General features: G+C 63.7%; 17 protein-coding genes, 1 tRNA gene and 1 pseudogene. 9 read left to right on the top strand and 10 right to left on the bottom strand.

Annotation, left to right across the window (positions count from 1 at the left end; all coding sequences use genetic code 11):
* Positions 1-508 (top strand): HNH endonuclease (locus ACX80G_RS16835; RefSeq protein WP_459309150.1); only part of this gene is annotated, 508 nt, incomplete at its 5' end.
* Positions 509-763: 255 nt separating this feature from the next.
* Here ACX80G_RS16835 and ACX80G_RS16830 read toward each other — a convergent pair.
* Positions 764-1360 (bottom strand): TspO-related membrane protein, encoded by a 597-nt coding sequence (locus ACX80G_RS16830; protein WP_459309148.1) that lies wholly within the window; start codon positions 1358-1360, stop codon positions 764-766.
* A 14-nt stretch (positions 1361-1374) separates the two neighbouring features.
* Positions 1375-1587, bottom strand: a complete 213-nt coding sequence (locus ACX80G_RS16825; RefSeq protein ID WP_459309146.1) for a hypothetical protein — start codon at positions 1585-1587, stop codon at positions 1375-1377.
* A 96-nt stretch (positions 1588-1683) separates the two neighbouring features.
* On the opposite strand from ACX80G_RS16825, the gene ACX80G_RS16820 reads away from it, so the two are divergent.
* A complete protein-coding gene (locus ACX80G_RS16820) occupies positions 1684-2073 on the top strand; it encodes a hypothetical protein (RefSeq protein WP_459309145.1) in 390 nt (129 codons plus the stop codon).
* Positions 2074-2085: 12 nt separating this feature from the next.
* Here the strand turns inward: ACX80G_RS16820 and ACX80G_RS16815 are convergent, their stop codons facing one another.
* The 3 genes and pseudogenes from ACX80G_RS16815 to ACX80G_RS16805 all read right to left on the bottom strand — a co-directional run bounded on the left by ACX80G_RS16815 (position 2086) and on the right by ACX80G_RS16805 (position 5452).
* Positions 2086-3675 carry an MFS transporter gene (locus ACX80G_RS16815; protein WP_459309144.1) on the bottom strand — a complete coding sequence of 530 codons (1590 nt, stop codon included), beginning with the start codon at positions 3673-3675 and terminating at the stop codon, positions 2086-2088.
* A gap of 21 nt (positions 3676-3696) precedes the next feature.
* Positions 3697-3999 (bottom strand): DUF4193 domain-containing protein, encoded by a 303-nt coding sequence (locus ACX80G_RS16810; RefSeq protein WP_459309152.1) that lies wholly within the window; start codon positions 3997-3999, stop codon positions 3697-3699.
* 215 nt (positions 4000-4214) lie between these two features.
* Positions 4215-5452: pseudogene (locus ACX80G_RS16805) on the bottom strand (low temperature requirement protein A).
* A 191-nt stretch (positions 5453-5643) separates the two neighbouring features.
* Between ACX80G_RS16805 and ACX80G_RS16800 the strand changes: the two are divergent.
* From ACX80G_RS16800 to ACX80G_RS16790, 3 genes are all read left to right on the top strand, one after another.
* Positions 5644-6738, top strand: coding sequence for an alkene reductase (locus tag ACX80G_RS16800; RefSeq protein WP_459309142.1), 1095 nt, complete (start codon positions 5644-5646; stop codon positions 6736-6738).
* Positions 6739-6827: 89 nt separating this feature from the next.
* On the top strand, positions 6828-7091 hold the full coding sequence (locus ACX80G_RS16795; RefSeq protein WP_459309140.1) for a hypothetical protein: 264 nt from the start codon (positions 6828-6830) through the stop codon (positions 7089-7091).
* Between the two features lie 203 nt (positions 7092-7294).
* Complete coding sequence (locus tag ACX80G_RS16790) at positions 7295-9154, top strand: M23 family metallopeptidase (protein ID WP_459309139.1); 1860 nt, start codon at positions 7295-7297, stop codon at positions 9152-9154.
* A 256-nt stretch (positions 9155-9410) separates the two neighbouring features.
* On the opposite strand, the gene ACX80G_RS16785 is transcribed toward ACX80G_RS16790, so the two are convergent.
* Both ACX80G_RS16785 and ACX80G_RS16780 read right to left on the bottom strand, forming a co-directional pair.
* Positions 9411-9487, bottom strand: a tRNA-Thr gene (locus ACX80G_RS16785).
* 105 nt (positions 9488-9592) lie between these two features.
* A complete protein-coding gene (locus ACX80G_RS16780) occupies positions 9593-10456 on the bottom strand; it encodes a DsbA family protein (RefSeq protein ID WP_459309137.1) in 864 nt (287 codons plus the stop codon).
* A gap of 128 nt (positions 10457-10584) precedes the next feature.
* On the opposite strand from ACX80G_RS16780, the gene ACX80G_RS16775 reads away from it, so the two are divergent.
* The 4 genes from ACX80G_RS16775 (at position 10585) to ACX80G_RS16760 (ending at position 15545) form a co-directional block, all read left to right on the top strand.
* Positions 10585-12057, top strand: a complete 1473-nt coding sequence (locus ACX80G_RS16775) for an alpha,alpha-trehalose-phosphate synthase (UDP-forming) (RefSeq protein ID WP_459309136.1) — start codon at positions 10585-10587, stop codon at positions 12055-12057.
* Positions 12050-12829 (top strand): trehalose-phosphatase, encoded by a 780-nt coding sequence (otsB, locus tag ACX80G_RS16770; RefSeq protein WP_459309135.1) that lies wholly within the window; start codon positions 12050-12052, stop codon positions 12827-12829. The genes ACX80G_RS16775 and otsB overlap by 8 nt, the downstream gene beginning before the upstream one ends.
* 152 nt (positions 12830-12981) lie before the next feature.
* Positions 12982-14070, top strand: a complete 1089-nt coding sequence (locus ACX80G_RS16765; protein WP_459309134.1) for an ABC transporter ATP-binding protein — start codon at positions 12982-12984, stop codon at positions 14068-14070.
* A gap of 116 nt (positions 14071-14186) precedes the next feature.
* The gene (locus tag ACX80G_RS16760) at positions 14187-15545 is read left to right on the top strand and encodes a DUF4032 domain-containing protein (RefSeq protein ID WP_459309132.1); all 1359 of its coding nucleotides are present in this window, start codon (positions 14187-14189) and stop codon (positions 15543-15545) included.
* A gap of 60 nt (positions 15546-15605) precedes the next feature.
* Here ACX80G_RS16760 and ACX80G_RS16755 read toward each other — a convergent pair whose 3' ends face one another.
* The 3 genes from ACX80G_RS16755 to ACX80G_RS16745 are packed head-to-tail and all read right to left on the bottom strand — an operon-like array spanning position 15606 to position 18088.
* The gene (locus ACX80G_RS16755) at positions 15606-16226 is read right to left on the bottom strand and encodes a DUF4190 domain-containing protein (protein WP_459309130.1); all 621 of its coding nucleotides are present in this window, start codon (positions 16224-16226) and stop codon (positions 15606-15608) included.
* 6 nt (positions 16227-16232) lie between these two features.
* Positions 16233-17594 (bottom strand): FAD-binding oxidoreductase, encoded by a 1362-nt coding sequence (locus tag ACX80G_RS16750; RefSeq protein WP_459309151.1) that lies wholly within the window; start codon positions 17592-17594, stop codon positions 16233-16235.
* An 11-nt stretch (positions 17595-17605) separates the two neighbouring features.
* Entirely contained in the window at positions 17606-18088 is a 483-nt protein-coding gene (locus ACX80G_RS16745) for an SRPBCC family protein (RefSeq protein ID WP_459309129.1), read from the bottom strand.
* Between the last annotated feature and the right edge of the window lie 125 nt (positions 18089-18213).

Genomic DNA, 18213 nt, shown 5'->3' with positions numbered 1-18213 from the left:
TTGGGGTGTGCAGGCGAAGGTTTTCGTGACGGTCCCGGTGTTGACCCTCATGGGTGGGGATGCGCCGGGTGAGTTGGAAGGGTACGGGCCAATCGACCCGGACACTGCCCGGAGGCTCGCTGGGCACGCGCCGTCGTTTACGAGGATCCTCACCCACCCCTTCACGGGGGCCAGGTTGGGTGCTGATGCGAGCACGTATCGGGTGCCGAAAGATTTGCAGGACGCGGTCAGGGTGCGGGATGGGACGTGCCGTCATCCGGGGTGTAACCGGTTGGCGGTGTTCTGCGAACTCGACCACACGATCCCCTGGGCTAGGGGCGGGACGACCAGTTACTCAAATCTGGCAGCGCTCTGTAAACGTCACCACATGTTCAAAACGGAGGGTTTCTGGCACTACACCCAACCCGAACCCGGGACGATCATCGCGATCTCCCCCGCCGGGGAAACCTACACCACCAAACCCAACCCACCACCCACACAACGACCAGAAACCCCACCACCCTTCTAGGGTTAAGCCCTTCGGAACGGCTCGCCTCCGATGCCCCGTGACCCGGCGCAGCTCTGCACCGCCCAATGAAAGCCGGACCCTGTCCCACCGCCGAGATGGGAGATCCGGTGGGCTCGGCGAGTGGGCTGGCGAGTCGCCAGCCCACTCCTCGGCGGGAAAAGGACGGGAGGAAAGGCGGAAAGGGTCTCCTCGGCCTGAGTGGCTGGTCCCGGTGGGAAGGGTCTCCTCGGCCTGAGTGGCTGGTCCCGGCGGGACTCATACAGTTGCTGCTGGCCGGCGGACCCCCGAACGCCACCGGATGTAGGCTGTGGCGGCTACAACGATGATCGAGACGACGGCAGCGGCGACCGCCGTAGGCATGGATTCCAGTTGGCCGCTGGTACGTCCCACAGCAATCCAGGCCAGACCCCAGCCAATGGCCGCCGCTACCGCAAGACGACCGTTTCCCTTGACTGCCAAACCGACGCCGACCCCCGCCACGACAGCGATGACACCAACCGCCCAGACGTCCTCGCTCACCCCAAATCCGGCGAAGCCGGCGGCCGACAGCGCGGCAGCAATGTTGGCGCACACCGCCACGCATACCCAGCCCAGGTAGAGGCCAAGGGTTCCGTCGACAACTACCCCCTCAACCCAGGATGACGCCGGGCTCCCGCTGTAACGCGGAAACACTATGGCAAGGACGGCAAGAAGGACCGCGATCACCAGGACGCTCGCGTTGAGCCACCCAGCCTGAATGCTCAAAATCCAGACGGCGTTCAACACCATCGACGCGGCGACAAGCCATCCAAGGGAGCGTTGCCGCCTACTGCGTCGTTGCGACGGCAGCCACTGCCACACGGTGTACGCCACCAGCCCCGCATAAATTACAGTCCAGATCGAGAATGCTGCACCGGCCGGGCCAGCAGGGTGGCGTCGGACCCCAATGCACCGCCAGCGGCGTCAGCAATGGGCGTCCCTCCAAACACACCGACGCCAACCATTGATCCCACGATGCAAAACATCATGCTGCCAGTGACGGCTACTTGGCGATAGAGGTCAATACTGGTGTCCTGCTGCGCCGATGTGTGAGAAGTCATACCTCTATTGAACCGATTTGAGCGCGAGAAAACTATCTCTTCCATCGACCGATCAGTAGGCTGGGTAGCTCACGTGTCGACTTGAAAGGGCATGTCATGACTGAATCTAACCCTCCCGAAGAAGAACTGAACATCACCGACGGAATCGATCCAGCGGAGCCAGATGACCTGGATCCAATGACCGTGGGGCAGCCTGACAGCTACCCGGGTGCCGCCGAAGACAACCCGGACCAGTGGCGTGATGACCCGCTGTTACAGGACGAGCCTGCAGCGGCGATCCCTGGAGAAGATCCGCTGAGCGATCAGGCCCTGCGCGAGGAATTAGCTGACCCTGCAGCCTCTGGGACGCCAACACTCGGCGAGGCAACAGCAGACATCGACTTCGGCGACCCCGCCGATGAGTCGGAAATCGACAGCAGTGACGACAGCGCCAACTTGGGTGGGTCGCCACTGGGCCAGACCGACCCGGACCTTGATGGGCGCTAGGACGATCGAGCCCTAGGGCGACGCCCGCGAATCATCACGCTGCGCCGTCGACACCCCGATTGGTGGTCCGTCGATGGCGCAGTGGCTCATCCCCTGCTGGCCCATCCCGTTGGCCGCAGGCGCGGCATCTCCTGCAGGAGAAGTATTGGCCGGGGAATCCTCGGGAGCTTCCTGGTCGGCGTCGCTCGCCGGTACGTTATTTCGGATAGTCAGTGCAGCGAGACCAGCGCCAACGAACAGCATGCCAACTCCGATCAGCACCGAAATACGGAACCCCTCATCGAAGGCCACGGGATCCAGGTAACTGCCGCCAGAGAGCCCGGCAACGGCAGGAAGCAGCGCCACAGCTATGAGCGCCGCCGCCCGCGCCACAGCGTTATTCACCCCGGAGGCCAGCCCAGCATGCCGGCTATCCACTGATGCGAGCGCCGTAGCCGTCAATGGAGCTACCAGCACCGACAATCCCAGGCCCAGCACGACGACGCCGGGCAGCACATCGGTCAGGTAGGAAGCATCGGGGCCTATCCGCAGCATCAGCAGCAGGGCGATAGCGCAGAGCACCGGCCCAAGGCTCATCGGCAACCGCGGTCCAATGCGCGTTGCCAGCTGACCGGACCGCGATGACAGCAGGAGCATCAGCACGGTAATTGGCAACATCGCCGTGCCTGCCGCGAGTGGCGAGAACCCGGCAACTACCTGCAAATGCACCACCAAGAGGAAGAACACACCCCCAAACGCGCCATAGACGAGGAACGTCACGGCGTTGGTAGCGCTGAACTGGGTTGAGGAAAAGATTGACAGCGGCAGCATCGGGTTCCGGCCGCGTGCCTCGACCAGCAGGAAAGCACCCGCCGCGACCACGCCCACGGAGGCAGCCCCCAACACCGGCAAGGAAAAGAATCCCTGCGCCGGAGCCTCGATCAGGGCGTAGGTGGTGCCGGCCAGCGCCGCCGCTCCGAGCGCAGCACCCCACAGATCCAGCCGGCCCGTGCTCGTGTGATCCTTGGTCTCCGGGACGTGGCGCTGAGCCACGACGACGACGGCGATCGCCAATGGCACGTTGATCAGAAAGACCCACCGCCAGGACACGGTCTGAACCAGCCAGCCCCCAAGGAACGGGCCGATCGCCGTAGCTACTCCGCCGAGGCCGGACCAGGCGCCAATGGCGCGGGCTCGATCGTCGGGATGAAACGTGGCCTGAATCATGGCCAAACTACCCGGCGTCAGCAGCGCGGCACCTACTCCCTGCAATGCACGCGCGGTGATCAGAACTTCGGCGCTGGGCGCAAGCCCACAGCACAACGATGCGGTCGCGAACCAGATGACACCAATGACGAAGATTCTTCGCCTGCCGTAGCGGTCACTCAACGAACCGCCCAGCAGGATCAATGCGGCAAGGGTGAGAGTGTAGGCGGTGATAGTCCACTGCAGTGTAGAAAAGTCTGTTTGCAGGTCCGCACCTATAGCGGGCAACGCCACGTTGACCACTGTGGCGTCAATCCCTGCGAGGCCGGAGCCGAGGATGGCCGCGAGAAGCACCCAGCGGCCAGCGGTGGAGGAAAAACGGATCGGCCGCCCGCCGTCGTCGTGCGCTTCAGACACTGCAGTCCACCGCCATCGTCGTTAGCCTTCGCACTCCCGGCAGAACAGGAGATCGCCCTTTTGGCGGGCAACCTGGCTGCGGTGGCGGACCAGGAAGCAGGAGGAACAGGTGAACTCGTCGTCCTGAGGTGGGATGACGCGGATCAGCAGTTCCTCGCCGGAAAGATCGGCGCCCGGAAGATCAATGCCTTCAGCAGTATCGGCGTCCTCGACGTCGACCGACGCCGACTGGGATTTGCTGCCACGGTTGGCCTGGAGGGCTTCGAGGGACTCGGCTTCCTTGTCCTCATCGTTGTTGCGTGGTGCGTCGTAATCCGTTGCCATGCCGGTGCCGTTCTCCCGAAAATCGTTGAACCTGTGTGGATGATGCAGCCACACTATAACCATGAACATCCCGACCAAAATGTCGGGAACATTGTTGCTCAATCCCCTGTCCAACGCTCCCTGGCGCGGGTCCAGCGGAAGCCTACCCGGTGATACTTTCTCAATGCGATCACCCGTCCGTTTATTCCCGGTACGCGACGATTTCCCACGTCCAGCTACGTCCCATTGGACCCGTCTGCGTGGTGGTGCCTAACTTCGTCGCGTGCCGTCCGGAATTTCAGGGCCTCGTACCCGACCAGCACGCTCAAAAGGGCCGCGACCAGACCCAGCGACGCTAACGCTGGAAGCTGCCAGGCGACAGGAATCAAGACTGCCAGCAGCACCGCAACGACGGTTCGGTGGGGGTTCCAGGTTCCGGTGTTCCGCCGCCGAAACGCCACGTGACCCAGCAGGTGTATGGTCACCCCGCCGAAGAGAGCAACGAGCGGGACCCCTGTCAGCGGGTCGGTGAACTCGTGGTCACCTGTGTCTAAGACATATTCCAGAACCTTTTTTAGTCCCATCGCTATAAAGATGATTGAGATGACAATCGGGAAGTGCAGGTAGGTGTAGGAGTCGCGCGCCAGTCGACTCCGCTGTTCCCCGCTGGCCTTCGCGAGCACCCCTCCCGCCACGTGCGCGACCACGTCAAAATAGAGCCACCAGAGGCTAACAGCAACGGTGATGCCAAAGACCGACGCCACAATGACTGTCGTCGAGATGGGCTGCTGTGCCACACCGACGCCGATCGCCACCAGTGATTCGCCCAAGGCGACCAGCACAATGAGCCCGTGCCGCTCAGCGAAGTGAAGGGGCGCCGTCAGCCGCCATCCCGCTGTACCGGCGAGCCAGATGCCCGCATAGTCAACCACCAGGGCAAGCGCCCATAGCCCCGTCTGGTAGGGGGCCCCAGGGCTCCGCCGATCACGAGGAGGACGCAGGCCGCACTCACGGGGATCGCCGTCAGGAGCAACTGGCGGCGCAGCCCGACGTCGTCCCCGGCGGCGACCAGGTAGCAGGCCAAGTGCACGAGTCGCACGACGGCATAGCAGGCGGCGAGGACAAATGGGGCGAATAGGCCGCCGGGCAGGTCCGCGAAAGATTCGGGGATGGTCAGCGCGACAATAAACATGGTGGCGAGCGCTACCACCATGGTGACGCGAACCAAGCCCTCGTCCGCGTGTGCCTGGTTGCCCAGCCAGGCGTAGGAACACCATGCGAACCATAGCAGGGCCAGTAGTACCAGACCGCGCAGCGCCCCCTGCGGGGTGGGATCGTCGGCCATCAGTTGAGTCACCTGGGTAAAGGCAAACACGAAGACGAGGTCGAAGAGTAGCTCGAGGGTCGTCACGCTGTGGGAGGGATCTGTGGGCCGGACCAGACCCGTCCGCCGACGTTGTGGAGCGTCAGCCATCTCTAACCCAGGTGTGCAGTGATCCTGCACGGTCTGAGCATCTTCACGACAGCACCACCTCCAGAGGCTGCTCCCGGGTTTTGTCCCTTAGTGTCTCACCAAGATCATCACAAGGGAAGATACGCTCGGAATAGGCTGGCCTCCTTGAAGGTTGCCACCTGAAGAACCGATTTCGACGGAAAGTGCTGCTTGTGACTCTCTTTACCCCGCTCACCATCGGTGACATGGAACTGCCCAACCGCATCGTCATGGCCCCGCTCACCAGGGTTCGTTCGAGCAGGGAAGGCGTCCCCGGGCCCATCGTTGTCGAGCACTATCGGCAGCGCGCATCTTTGGGCCTGATCATCACCGAAGGCACCTACCCCGCCGAGGCGGGCCGAGGTTTCCCCGGTCAGCCGGGGCTGGTCACCGAAGAACAGCTAGCGGGCTGGCGCACCGTCACCACTGCCGTGCACGACGCCGGAGGCCGGGTCTTCGCCCAGGTGATGCATGCGGGGCGGGTCACCCATGAGTCAACCACCGGCGGTCACACCGTTGTGGCTCCGAGCGCCGTCGCCCTTGACGGCGAGACACGCACCTACGACGGCAAGCAGCCCTACCCGGTCCCGCATGCCCTGACCACTGATGAGCTCCCCGGAATCATTGACGAATTTGTTCAAGCCTCCCGGAACGCTATCGACGCCGGGATGGACGGCGTCGAGCTCCATGGCGCGAACGGGTACCTGCTGCACCAGTTTATGTTCCCGGAGACCAACCAGCGCGACGACGGTTACGGCGGCTCGCCAGCAAACCGCGCCCGCTTCATGACCGAGGTGGTGCAGGCGGTTGCAGCGGCCATCGGAGCCGAGCGCGTGGGTTTGCGGATCTCGCCGGGCACCACTGCCCGGGACGTCCTGCCCGCCGATCCGGCTGACGTGCTCGCCACCTACGGCGCGATGGCTGACGCTGTCGCGCCCCTGAATATCGCCTACCTGAGCGTGCTCCACGAGGATCCAGCCAGCACCCTGGTTCAGGAGATCCGTTCACGCTTCGACGGCCCTTTTCTGGTGAATAGCGGCTTCGGCGTAATCACTGACCGGGACGAGGCGGAGGACATCCTCGCGTCGGGCCTTGGCGACGCCGTCGTCGTCGGCCGCCAGGTCATCGCCAACCCGGATCTCGCCCGTCGCTGGCAGGAGAACCTGCCGCTGAACGAGCCGGACCCGCTAACCTTCTACTCTGACGGCGCCAAAGGCTACATCGATTACCCGTTCTATCGGGAATCGTTGGCCGAGGCCTCAGCTTGAAGCCAGCCAACCTGGTCAGACGGATTCAGGGGTTGGCTGCCCAGCATGTGCCCCACTTCATTCAGTGCTGAGACCTTTGCGGAACCGGCATGGCTACCGATGCCGCATCGCAGGTGGCTGAGGCCACCGCCGATGAAGTCCGTGGCCAGGTTGGCAAACTTGTCGATGATGGGCTGGTCAGCATCGGTGATGAGCAGGTGCTGAACGGGCTCGTTGCCTCGGTCGAGACGGCTGGCGTCCCGGCGAGTTTCGTTGCCCTACTACGCGAGATCGCCCAAGCCGGCGACAGCGTTCCTAAGAAGTCCGTCGAGTCTCTGCAGGACAGGTGTGCTCAGACTGCAGGGGACAGCTAAGTTGGCAAAACCTTGGGAAACCACCCATCGCCAAGATGTTCACCTTCAACCCGTTGCGCTTCCGGGTGTGGTGCGGCACGCTGAGTGGGTACCGTAAGAATTTCCCCGAGCAGGGGTGGGTTGGCGGGGATCCAGTTCGCTGGTTCCCCGATGGGGCTACTCGTCAGTCAGCTTTCCCCGCAGGGACATGCCTGGAGCGACAAGTGACACGAATCTGGCCATCCGCCAAAACGAAGACCCTAGGGTTCCGCAAATCTGCGACCCGGTCTGGGCTGGCCATCTTTGTTGCCGCCGCAGCGGTATGCGGCTCCGGATATCAAAGCTCAGTTACCGGGGTGCCGAGGGAACTCACCGCCGCGGCGGCGCGTACTGTGCTATCGACTGAGGCCCCCACCGGTTGGGTGGGGCGCGAACTGCTGGCCCTCCAAACACCCCCGAACCGGGACTTTTTAGTTCCGGGCGAGCCCCTCGACCTCAGCTTCGTCGGTCCTGTTACCGAAGCTGCTCCAGAGTTCGATGCTGCCGAGTTTGAAGCTCCCGGCGATACTCCCGACGACGGCGTCCAGGTGACAAGCGTTTCCACCGACGGTCCAGACCGCCCCGGGCCCGGCACACTGATGTCCCCCCTTGAGGCACTCAGCCCCAGCTCACCTTTCGGCGAACGCATCAACCCGATCACCGGCGAGGCCGACGAGTTCCACTATGGACTAGATTTTGCGGCGTCTTGCGGCACGCCAGTTCACGCGGCCGACGCCGGCACAGTACGAGCCGTCGGGTGGCACCCTTGGGGCGGCGGTAACCGGGTGGAAATTGACCACGGCAACGGGTTGATCACCACCTACAACCACCTTGAAGGCATCTCTGTGAAAGCGGGGGACAAGATCGCGGTGAGCCAGATTGTGGCGGCAGTAGGGACAACCGGATCTTCGACCGGATGCCATCTGCACTTCGAGACCATCCGCGACGGCTCGCACGTCGACCCGAAAGGCTGGACGCTCACACCACTTAGGCTGTCCGCGACAGAGCGGACACCGGACATGACCTCCTATGCGCCCGACGGCGCCGAGTCCGCAAACTCCGTGCCCTGGGTGATCGCCATGCCCCGTGACGGGTCGTACGACGATGAGAATGGCCGGTCCGGAGATCCCGGACCAACCATCATGGCCGCACAGGCCCTCCCAGCGCCCACCGACCACAGCGCGAACCCGCGCGCCATTCCGAAACGGCCGGCCGGCGAATCTGCTCCGGCCACTCCGAAGGCGCCGGTCATCCCGAGGCCTTCCGCCACCCCAAAGCCCTCACCGGCCCCCGACGCCGCAAAACCAGACAAAAAGGGCAACCCGACACCCTCGCCTTCGCCTTCGCCCTCGTCTAGCGCATCCGATGCAGCGCCAGGGGGCCATCTCACTCCGCCACCTGCACCAACGCCCAGGCCCTCACCAAAGCCGGATCCCTCAGCGGAACCCACGCCCGAACCTGACTCCACACCATCCCCCAAGCCATCGCCTAAGCCCTCACCCGAGCCGACTCCCGACCCGTCCCCCAGCCCCGAACCCGCGCCATCCCCCAAGCCATCGCCTAAGCCATCGCCCGAACCGACTCCCGACCCGTCCCCCAGCCCCGAACCCGCGCCATCCCCCAAGCCATCGCCCGAACCGACTACCGATCCTTCCCCGGATCCGTCCCCCAACCCCGAGCCCACGCCCGGCTGCGACGTCGGGCCGAAACCGGTCGCTGATCCTGGGGCGGCTATCGGACTCGGATTGGTCGGAAAGACCGGACTGGAAGCGGTCAATAGCCGGAACGTGTCTCCACTTCCGGCGCAAATTCCCCACCCGGTGCTGAACACGGAGGCCTCAGCTCACGGCGCTCGGGCTGATATCAGTGTCGACGGTGAAAACGTCGGTAGCCCTACAGACCAAGAGTCACCTGATCCGAAACCCGGATGCGAAGGCGAGGAGGGTCCGACTCAGCCCCTCAGCAGTGAACCCGCTCACGAGCCCGAAGACACCGGCCCACCAAGCCAGGACGCCGCCGCTACGCCGGACCCCGCCAAACCGTAAAATGGTCACTGCGTCGTTAGGGAGCCGCCGTGACCTGCTAGCAAAGTGTTCGCACCACGGCCTTGGTATTCGATTCTGAGTCCGAAGACGAGAAGCGGTAGTGCCACAGGAGACCGAGGTTTACAACGAGCAGTACGACGCGTGCGCCGACGCCCAAGCTAACCGGGAGTGACTGTCGGAGGGGATACCCTACCGCTGAGCCGCGAAGAAACCGCCGAACAACCGGGCTACTTCCCAGTGTTTGAAGGGTTCTCGGTGGAGCCTCCTGCCGGATTCGAACCGGCGACCCCCTGTTTACAAGACAGGTGCTCTGGCCAACTGAGCTAAGGAGGCGTACTGGCAAAGCCAGCAAGCGCTGTCGTCGTCGTCGAAACCGATCGATTGCGCAAAGACAAGATTAGCCCAGCCGCGCCGTCAGCGAAACCTAGCCGGTGAAAGCTAGCCCTTGGCGTCGATCTTCTCCTGAGTGAATGCGGCGAAATTGTCGATGGCTTCCGGCACGGCTTCCCCCTCGACATAGATGGTTGGCGTTCCGGTGATTCCGTCCAGTTCGGCGGTCTCCGTGGCGAAGGCGACCCACGGCCTGAAGGTGCCCTCCGACAGGCAGGTGGAGATGTCGGCTGCCCCGGACGACGACGCGAGGGCAGCCAGACCGTCGTCGTCAAGCTCGCCGTTCTCGTAGTTGGCAAACACGCCAGCGGAGAAGTCAAAGTACGCCTCGGGGGACTCCTCGGCCACGCAGGCGAGCGCGTTCGCGCCGCGGGATGAGTAGTCCGTTGAGGAGTTGCGGTCCAGATACGCCAGGTTGCGGTGTTCCATGGTGATTTCGCCGGCGTCGAGCCAGGCCTGGATCTGATCGGCGTGGGTGCTCTCGAACTCGGCGCAGAACACACAGTTCACATCGACATAGGAGACCACCTGCACCGGCTCGCCATCAGCGGAGACGGCAACGCCCGGGGGCAGCTCGCCGGCTGGTCTCGGGTCCGACGGCAGGGTCCCACGATCAACAGTCCCCGTGTCGAATGGCTCCACTTCGGTGCTTGAGGTCAGCACGATCCCGCCGTATTCGTTGCCCCCGGCAGGCGCAGGGCCGGCGTCGGGCACCTGACCACGGATCGTGTTGGTGACGATCAGCGCTGCTACCACCAGAATGGCGACCACCGCGGCCACGACGCCCCAGCGGATGAGCAAGCCTTTGCGTCTATCCCGACGTTCCTGAGCCTCACGGATTAAACGTGCCTGCTCGCGTGCCTGCGCCGAGCGCTGCGATTTGGTCGGTTTATGGCTCGAGCTGGGCGTCATCAGTCCTCGTCATGGTTGGGTGCGCGTAGTCTCAAGCTTAGCGATCCACCCCTGCCGCAGACGACGAACCAGTCGACGCCACCAAAACGGTAAAGTGCTAAGTAGCCCTACTATGTGCAGGAGCCAGCGTGCCTTCAGCTATACCTTCGTCCGATAACACCACCGCCTACGGCGAATTCGAGTTCATCGTCGTGTCCAACCGGCTGCCCGTCGACCGCGTGGCCGATAATGGGGGCAGCTCCTGGCGCCGGTCACCTGGCGGTCTCGTCACCGCGCTGGCGCCGGTCATGGCGAAGGCCGACGGCGCGTGGGTGGGCTGGCACGGCGCCCCCGACGAGTCGCTGGATGCCTTCGACCACGACAATATGCGTCTGGTCCCAGTCCCCCTGGCAGCGGATGAGGTGGAGTTCTACTATGAAGGCTTCTCCAACTCCACCCTGTGGCCGCTGTACCACGACGTCATTGCCCCACCCGAGTTCCACCGCCATTGGTGGGACTCCTATCGCCGCGTCAACCAGCGCTTCGCCGAGGCGGCAGCCGCAGTCGCCGCCGAGGGCGCCACGGTCTGGGTCCAGGATTACCAGCTGCAGCTGGTCCCCAAGATGCTGCGCGCTGCCCGCCCGGACCTGAAGATCGGTTTCTTCAACCACATCCCGTTCCCGCCCCTGGAAATCTTTGCGCAACTGCCCTGGCGCCGCCAGGTGATCGAGGGTCTCCTCGGCGCCGACCTGATCGGCTTCCAGCGCCCCAGCGACGCCAGTAACTTCCTGCGCTGCGTCCGCCGCTTCGTGGGCCACACGGTGCGCCAGCAGCAGGTCCAGGTGGAGGTCGAGGAAGGCGGCCTTACCTACACCTCCCGGGCCGAGGCGTTCCCCATCTCCATCGACGTGGACCAGATCATCACTCTGGCCAACCGTGAGGACATCATTGAACGATCCAAGGAAATCCGCCGCGAACTCGGCAACCCCAAGCACATCCTCCTCGGCGTTGACCGGCTGGACTACACCAAGGGGATCGGCCACCGACTGAAGGCGTATGAGGAACTCCTCGCGGACGGCAGCGTCCAGGTTGAGGACGCGGCCCTCATTCAGGTGGCCAGTCCCAGCCGGGAGCGGGTCGAACAATACCGGTTGCTGCGCGAGGAGATCGAGGGCGCCGTCGGGAGGATCAACGGCACCTACGACACCATCAAGAACACCGCCATCCGGTACCTGCATCATAGCTACCCCGTCGAGGAAATGGTTGCCCTGTACCTGGCCGCTGACGTGATGCTGGTCACCGCTCTGCGCGACGGCATGAACCTGGTGGCCAAGGAGTATGTCGCGGCCAGGACCGGCAATCGCGGTGCACTGGTGCTCAGCGAGTTCGCCGGCGCCGCCGATACCCTCCGACAGGCAGTCCTGGTCAACCCGCATGACATTGACGGGCTCAAGGCCGCGATCGTCACCGCGGTGAACATGAGCCCCGCCGAGGCGACCCGCCGGATGCGCATCATGCGCCGCCAGGTGCTGCAGAACGACGTCGAACGCTGGTCCAAAGCCTTCCTCGCCGCTCTGCAGGAAGGCAACCACGAACACACCCAGGAGACACCGCATGCCTGAGAACCTGAGCACCGACCTGCTGGCCGCCCTGCACACGATCGCCACGGCCGATCACCTGCTGATCGCCCTCGACTTTGACGGCACCATGTCGCCGCTCGTGCCCCTGGCTGCCGATGCCCGGCCGATGCCCGGCTCCGCGTCGGCGCTGTCAGCGTTGGGGCAACTGCCGGAGACGACGACGGCGCTGGTCTCCGGGCGCGCCCTCAACAGCCTGCGCGCCGTAGCGACACCCGATCCCGAAACCCTCCTGATCGGGAGTCACGGCGCGGAGACGTGGACCGGCCCCGATGGCACATCCTTGACGCTCACCCAGCAGCAGACCGATCTCCTGCGCCGGGCCACCGACGCCGTCCAGCGGGTAGTGGACGCCCACGCAGGCACGGTGCTCGAAACCAAGCCGGCCGGCGTCGTGCTTCACACCCGGACCGCTGACGACGACGTCGCCGCCGCCGCGACCGATGCCGCACGTGCCGCACTCGACCAGCTGGAAGGGGCGCACATCACCGATGGCAAGCGGGTCCTCGAAACCTCAGTGCTGAGCACCGATAAGGGGCAGGGTATCCGGTCGCTCAGGAAATACACCGGGGCCACGGCCGTCCTCTTCGCTGGGGACGACGTCACCGACGAGTACGCCTTCGCCGCCCTTGAACCGCAGGACCTCGGCATCAAGATCGGTGATGGACCCACTGAGGCTCGCCACCGGATCGGGTCCCCCGCCGAGTTGGTGTCGGTGCTTGAACACCTCCTGGCGCTCCGCAGCGCCGGTGCGTAAACAGAAATAATCTGCCATACTCGGAATCTGTGACACACGCCACTGACGTTATCTCTTTGAGATAACGCCTCGGTGGGTCGCGGACAACTGAATATTCTCCATTCACAACGGATCGTCGGGCACGTACCTGCCCGTGAAAAGGAAAAGACAAAATGGCAACGGTAACGTTTGACCAGGCAACACGCCTGTACCCGGGAACAGACAAGCCAGCGGTTGACAGGCTTGACATTCAGATCGCCGACGGCGAATTCCTCGTCCTGGTGGGCCCCTCAGGTTGTGGCAAGTCCACCTCGCTACGGATGCTCGCCGGACTCGAGGATGTGAACTCCGGCCGCATCCTGATCGGTGACCGCGACGTCACCGATGTCCCGCCGAAGGACCGCGACATCGCGATGGTGTTCCAGAACTATGCGCTCTACCCTCACATGTCGGTCGCCGACAACATGGGCTTTGCGCTGAAGATCGCTGGTGTCTCCAAGGAAGAGCGGGCCGAGCGGGTACGCGACGCAGCGAAACTACTCGACCTCGAGCCATACCTCGACCGCAAGCCGAAGGCTCTCTCCGGTGGCCAGCGTCAGCGCGTCGCCATGGGGCGCGCCATTGTGCGTAACCCTCAGGTCTTCCTGATGGATGAGCCGCTGTCCAACCTCGACGCGAAACTCCGTGTGCAGACCCGCACCCAGATTGCGTCGCTGACCCGCCGTCTGGGCGTCACCACCGTGTATGTCACCCACGACCAGGTGGAGGCCATGACCATGGGAGATCGCGTCGCGGTCCTCAAGGACGGCGTCCTCCAGCAGGTCGACACCCCGCGCAACCTGTACGAGCGGCCGGTCAACGTGTTCGTTGCAGGATTCATTGGTTCGCCCGCCATGAACCTGCTTGAGCTCCCGGTCACCGACGGCGGCGTACTCTTCGGAGGCACCACCTACCCGGTTGCCCACGAGGTCCTCGATGCCGCGCACGGCGGCACCGTCACGCTGGGTGTCCGGCCGGAAGACCTGCAGATTGCGGAAGGCACCCAGGGGCTGCAGGTGGAGGTCGACGTCGTCGAGGAACTTGGCGCCGACGCCTACATCTACGGTCACACCACCCTGGACGGACAGGAACATGTCATCGTGGCACGCGTGGACGGCCGGCGCCCTCCTATGAAGGGTGACACCATTTACGTCACCCCCGAACAGGGCCATGTGCACCTGTTCGATATGAAGGACGGATTGCGCCTCGCAGAGCACGTCTAGCCCGGCCCCGCTGTTCGAGCGGAACTGACCCGAGTACGGTGGTCTGTGGATTGATCTCCAATCCAGGGGCCACCGTACGTCGTTAAGTAGTAAACAGTTATAACAAAGGGCAACACATGAACGATGCGCCAGACGCTGAGTGGCACGACGAGCCAACCGACTGGAATCAGCCAGGGAAATTGCCCCGCACCAAGGGCGCACCGGATCCAGGCAACCTCGGCTCACTGAACATTACTGCCGCGGCGACCGATCCTGAGTTGTTGGACCTGCCCTGGCACATCGGACTTGAGGATTGGCCGGCCCAGTACCTGGCCGCGCTGCCCCGCGGCATCTCCCGGCACATTGTGCGTTTCGCACACCTCGGCGGATCAGTCATTGCCATCAAGGAAACCAGCGAGCACATAGCCCGGCATGAATACCACATGCTGCGGAAGCTCAGACGCCTCGATGTTCCCAGCGTGGAGCCGGTCGCTGTAATCACCGGTCGCAAGGCACGGGATGGTTCTGACCTCGACCCTGTGCTGGTGACCAGGCACCTGAAGTTCTCCATGCCCTATCGCGCTCTGTTCTCCCAGACTCTCCGCCGGGATACCCTCACCCGCCTGATCGACGCCCAGGCGCTCCTGCTCGTTCGACTGCACCTCATTGGGTTCTACTGGGGTGACGTCTCGCTGTCGAACACTCTGTTCCGACGCGACGCAGGAGCATTCGCTGCCTACCTGGTGGACGCCGAAACGGGTGAACTGTACCCCGGGCTGTCATCGGGGCAACGGGAGTACGACCTGGAGATTGCCCGCGTAAATATCGCTGGCGAGCTGATGGACCTTGCTGAGGGAGGGCTGATCGAGGAGAAGGTGGATCCCCTCGCCACCAGCGAGCTCATCATGGATAGCTACCGGCGGCTCTGGGCAGAACTCACCGATCAGGAGTCCTTCGACCTGAGCGACCGGTGGCGGGTGAACGCCCGGATCAGGCGGCTCAACGAGCTGGGGTTCGACGTCGAGGAGTACGCCATCCAGACGGAAGCCAACAGTTCGCAGATTCAGCTGCAGCCAAAAGTAGTCGATGCGGGCCACCACAGCCGCAGGCTACTGCGCCTCACCGGACTGGACGCGCAGGAGAACCAGGCCAGACGGCTACTCAACGACATGGACGCCTACCGGGCCGACAACAACTCCGACGTCGACGAGGAACTCAGTGCACACCTCTGGGTGACCCAGGTGTTCGAACCGATTGTGCGGGCCGTCCCGCGGGAGCTGGGCCGCAAGCTCGAGCCCGCCGAAGTGGTCCACGAGGTACTCGAACACCGCTGGTATATGTCCGAGCAGCAGGACCGCAACGTTCCGATGGCTGAGGCAGTCCAGTCCTACCTCGACTCGATCCTCGTCCACCGCCGCGATGAGGCGGCCATCATGCTCACAGAAGACACCAAGACGATAGACATCCTTGGTGGCGGGGCCCGCGACTCGCCGTGACCAGGTAAGACCCTCCGACCGGGGCCCACCTCCTGGTTACGACATAGTCGCGTTGGAGCCCTATGGGCACTGCACCGGCTCACCCTGGAAGGTCTGCTGACCCGGACCGGTCTGCTGGCAAAACTCGGCCAGCTCTGTAATGACCGGAATGAACGCGACAAACGCGATGACCATGACGATTGTCGCGATGACCGCCAGCGCACCGATGATGATGCCTGCCAAAGCGAAGCCGTTCCCCATCCGCGCTTTGCGGGACTTTACCATCGCAACGATGCTGATGATGAGTCCCACAATGTTCAGGCCTGGAATCAGCGACAGGATTAAACCGACGATGCCGAGGGTCTTGCCCGGGTTCTCGGCCGGCTGCCCGTAACCGGGGCCGCCACCATAGGGACCCTGTCCGTATCCGCCCTGCTGGCCGCCGGATGCGTCCTGGCCGTAGGGAACCTGGCTGCCCGGAGCCTGCTGACCGTAGGGCGACTGCTGCTGCCCATACGGGGTGGGCTGGCTACCCGGCGCTGGCTGCTGCCACTGCTGGCCGGCCGGATACTTCTTCGGATTGTCGCCCTGTCCGTCCGGCTGGTTGGGCAGATTGCCCGGATAGTTCTCCGACACGTTGAATCCCCATTCAGAATTGTGCTGCTGTCCGCTGACAGCAGCTTCACGACTTATTCTATCCACCCGCAGCTACCCCCGGCCTATGATCGCCTTGCCTGGGTTGAGGATGCCCCGCGGATCGAACAGGTCCTTGATCCGACGCTGCAACTCGAGCACCTCCTCGCTCTGCTCCCACGCCAGCCACCTCAGCTTGTACTGGCCCACCCCATGTTCGCCGGTGATGGTCCCACCGAGGTCGAGCGCCAACCGCACTGACTCGTCCAGTGCGAGCTCAAGCCGGGCCGCACCGTCGTCGCCCTCCGACGCCGACACCCAGAAGGTGGGGTGCAGGTTCCCATCCCCCGCGTGGGCCACCACCTTGAGTAGCACCCCATGATGGGACGCAACCCGCTCCAGCTGCGCAATGTAGTTCACGAGTTGTGACCGCGGGACCGTAACGTCCTCGCCTACCCTGTACTCGTCGTCGACCTCATCTCCCCGGCTATGCCGTCGAAGGTCGATCAGGCGAGCCGCCTCCGCGACGTCCTGCTCGCTTACCGTGCCGCCCAGCGACGTCAAAGCGTGACGCACGACGGCGGCTTCCGCCTCCGCACCAAACCCGTCAGTTTGGATAAGTAGCAGTGCGCCACCGCGTTCCCTCAGATTGGAGCCGTGGACGCCGTCGAGTGCGCTCAGAGTCATCCCGTCCAGCAGTTCCATGATCGCGGGTTGAACCCGGGCCTTGCCCACTGCCAGGACGCCGGCGGCTGCCGCTTGAACATCGGGAAAGAAAGCCGCGAGGGTTTGTTCATTGTGCGGGAGGTACCTCAGCCGCACGGTGATCCCGACGACGATCCCCAAGGTCCCCTCCGACCCGACAAAGAGAGACGTCAGGTCATACCCAGCAACCCCTTTGAAGGTCTGGACGCCAGTGTGAATGAGTGTGCCGTCTGCGAGGACCACGTCCAGGGCCAGGATTGAGTCCCGGGTCACGCCGTACTTGGCGCACCGCAGCCCGCCAGCATTGGTCGCGACATTCCCGCCAATCGTCGAAATTCGGCAGCTGGCCGGGTCCGGGGCATACATCAGTCCATGGCTCGCTGCCGCTTCGTTCAGGTCAGCGTTGATCACACCGGGCTCAACCACAGCGACTTCATCGAGCGGCCTGAGATCAACGAGTCGGTTCATCCGCTCGAGGTTGAGGACAATGCAACCCTTCGTCGCATGAGCCCCACCGGATACGCCGGTGCCTGCGCCCCTGGCCACCACGGGAACCCGTCTGGTGTGAGCCCACCGAAGGATCAGCTGCACCTGCCCAACGGTTTCAGCCCAGACGACCGCCGACGGAGTCTGAAGGTCGAGTATTGGACCTTGGTCGCGGGCATAAGGTACGACGGCGGATGCATCGGTGAGCACTGCACCTTCAGGCAGGAGGGCGGCGAGATCGGACATCGGTACCTCGGTCACCGGGCACCACCCATGAATCGGCTGAACTTCTCGAGCGCCAGGGGCCAGAAGTCAAGATAAGTAGCGCGGTCCGCCCCGGACGCCGGTTCGGTGCTCCACCCGTCGTGGACGAGAGACACCGTTGTCCCCCCGCCCGTGGTCGGGCGAAAGTCGATGGTTAGTTCGGTGGACGTTCCACCAGTTGGTTGATGATGCCACACCATTTCCAGGCGGGTGTCCTGGCCCGTGCGGCGGACCTCAGCCCACACTGCCTCGTCCTCTTCGACAGAAGTCTCCACCAGGGAGTTACCCTCTAGATCGAAAAAGCTTCCTGCGCCCCAGACGCTAAGCACCTCCGCTGGCCACCACAGATGGATGTGCTCTACAAACCCCGCGAATGTATGCTCCACGGGAACCGGGACCAGTACGGCGAACTCGAGCGCTACGAGACGGTCGAAATCTGGTGCTGACGGGGCTGCGTCTGAAAACAAATCGCTCATACCCTGATTTTACTGGTGGTGGTTAAGTGCGAAAGGCCCCACTGTGGGTGGGGCCTTTCGTTTAATGGTTGTCCGGCGGTGTCCTACTCTCCCACACTCTCTCGGGTGCAGTACCATCGGCGCTG

The organism is Arthrobacter glycogeni (genome assembly GCF_054510815.1).
Note: the sequence above shows the minus strand (reverse complement) of the source record. Positions and strands in the feature narration are given on the sequence as shown.

Coding starts and splice junctions, on each gene's coding strand:
- ACX80G_RS16825 (WP_459309146.1), bottom strand. CDS start 1,587: ATGACTTCTCACACATCGGCGCAGCAGGACACCAGTATTGACCTCTAT.
- ACX80G_RS16820 (WP_459309145.1), top strand. CDS start 1,684: ATGACTGAATCTAACCCTCCCGAAGAAGAACTGAACATCACCGACGGA.
- ACX80G_RS16810 (WP_459309152.1), bottom strand. CDS start 3,999: ATGGCAACGGATTACGACGCACCACGCAACAACGATGAGGACAAGGAA.
- ACX80G_RS16795 (WP_459309140.1), top strand. CDS start 6,828: ATGGCTACCGATGCCGCATCGCAGGTGGCTGAGGCCACCGCCGATGAA.
- ACX80G_RS16780 (WP_459309137.1), bottom strand. CDS start 10,456: ATGACGCCCAGCTCGAGCCATAAACCGACCAAATCGCAGCGCTCGGCG.
- otsB (WP_459309135.1), top strand. CDS start 12,050: ATGCCTGAGAACCTGAGCACCGACCTGCTGGCCGCCCTGCACACGATC.
- ACX80G_RS16765 (WP_459309134.1), top strand. CDS start 12,982: ATGGCAACGGTAACGTTTGACCAGGCAACACGCCTGTACCCGGGAACA.
- ACX80G_RS16760 (WP_459309132.1), top strand. CDS start 14,187: ATGAACGATGCGCCAGACGCTGAGTGGCACGACGAGCCAACCGACTGG.
- ACX80G_RS16750 (WP_459309151.1), bottom strand. CDS start 17,594: ATGTCCGATCTCGCCGCCCTCCTGCCTGAAGGTGCAGTGCTCACCGAT.
- ACX80G_RS16745 (WP_459309129.1), bottom strand. CDS start 18,088: ATGAGCGATTTGTTTTCAGACGCAGCCCCGTCAGCACCAGATTTCGAC.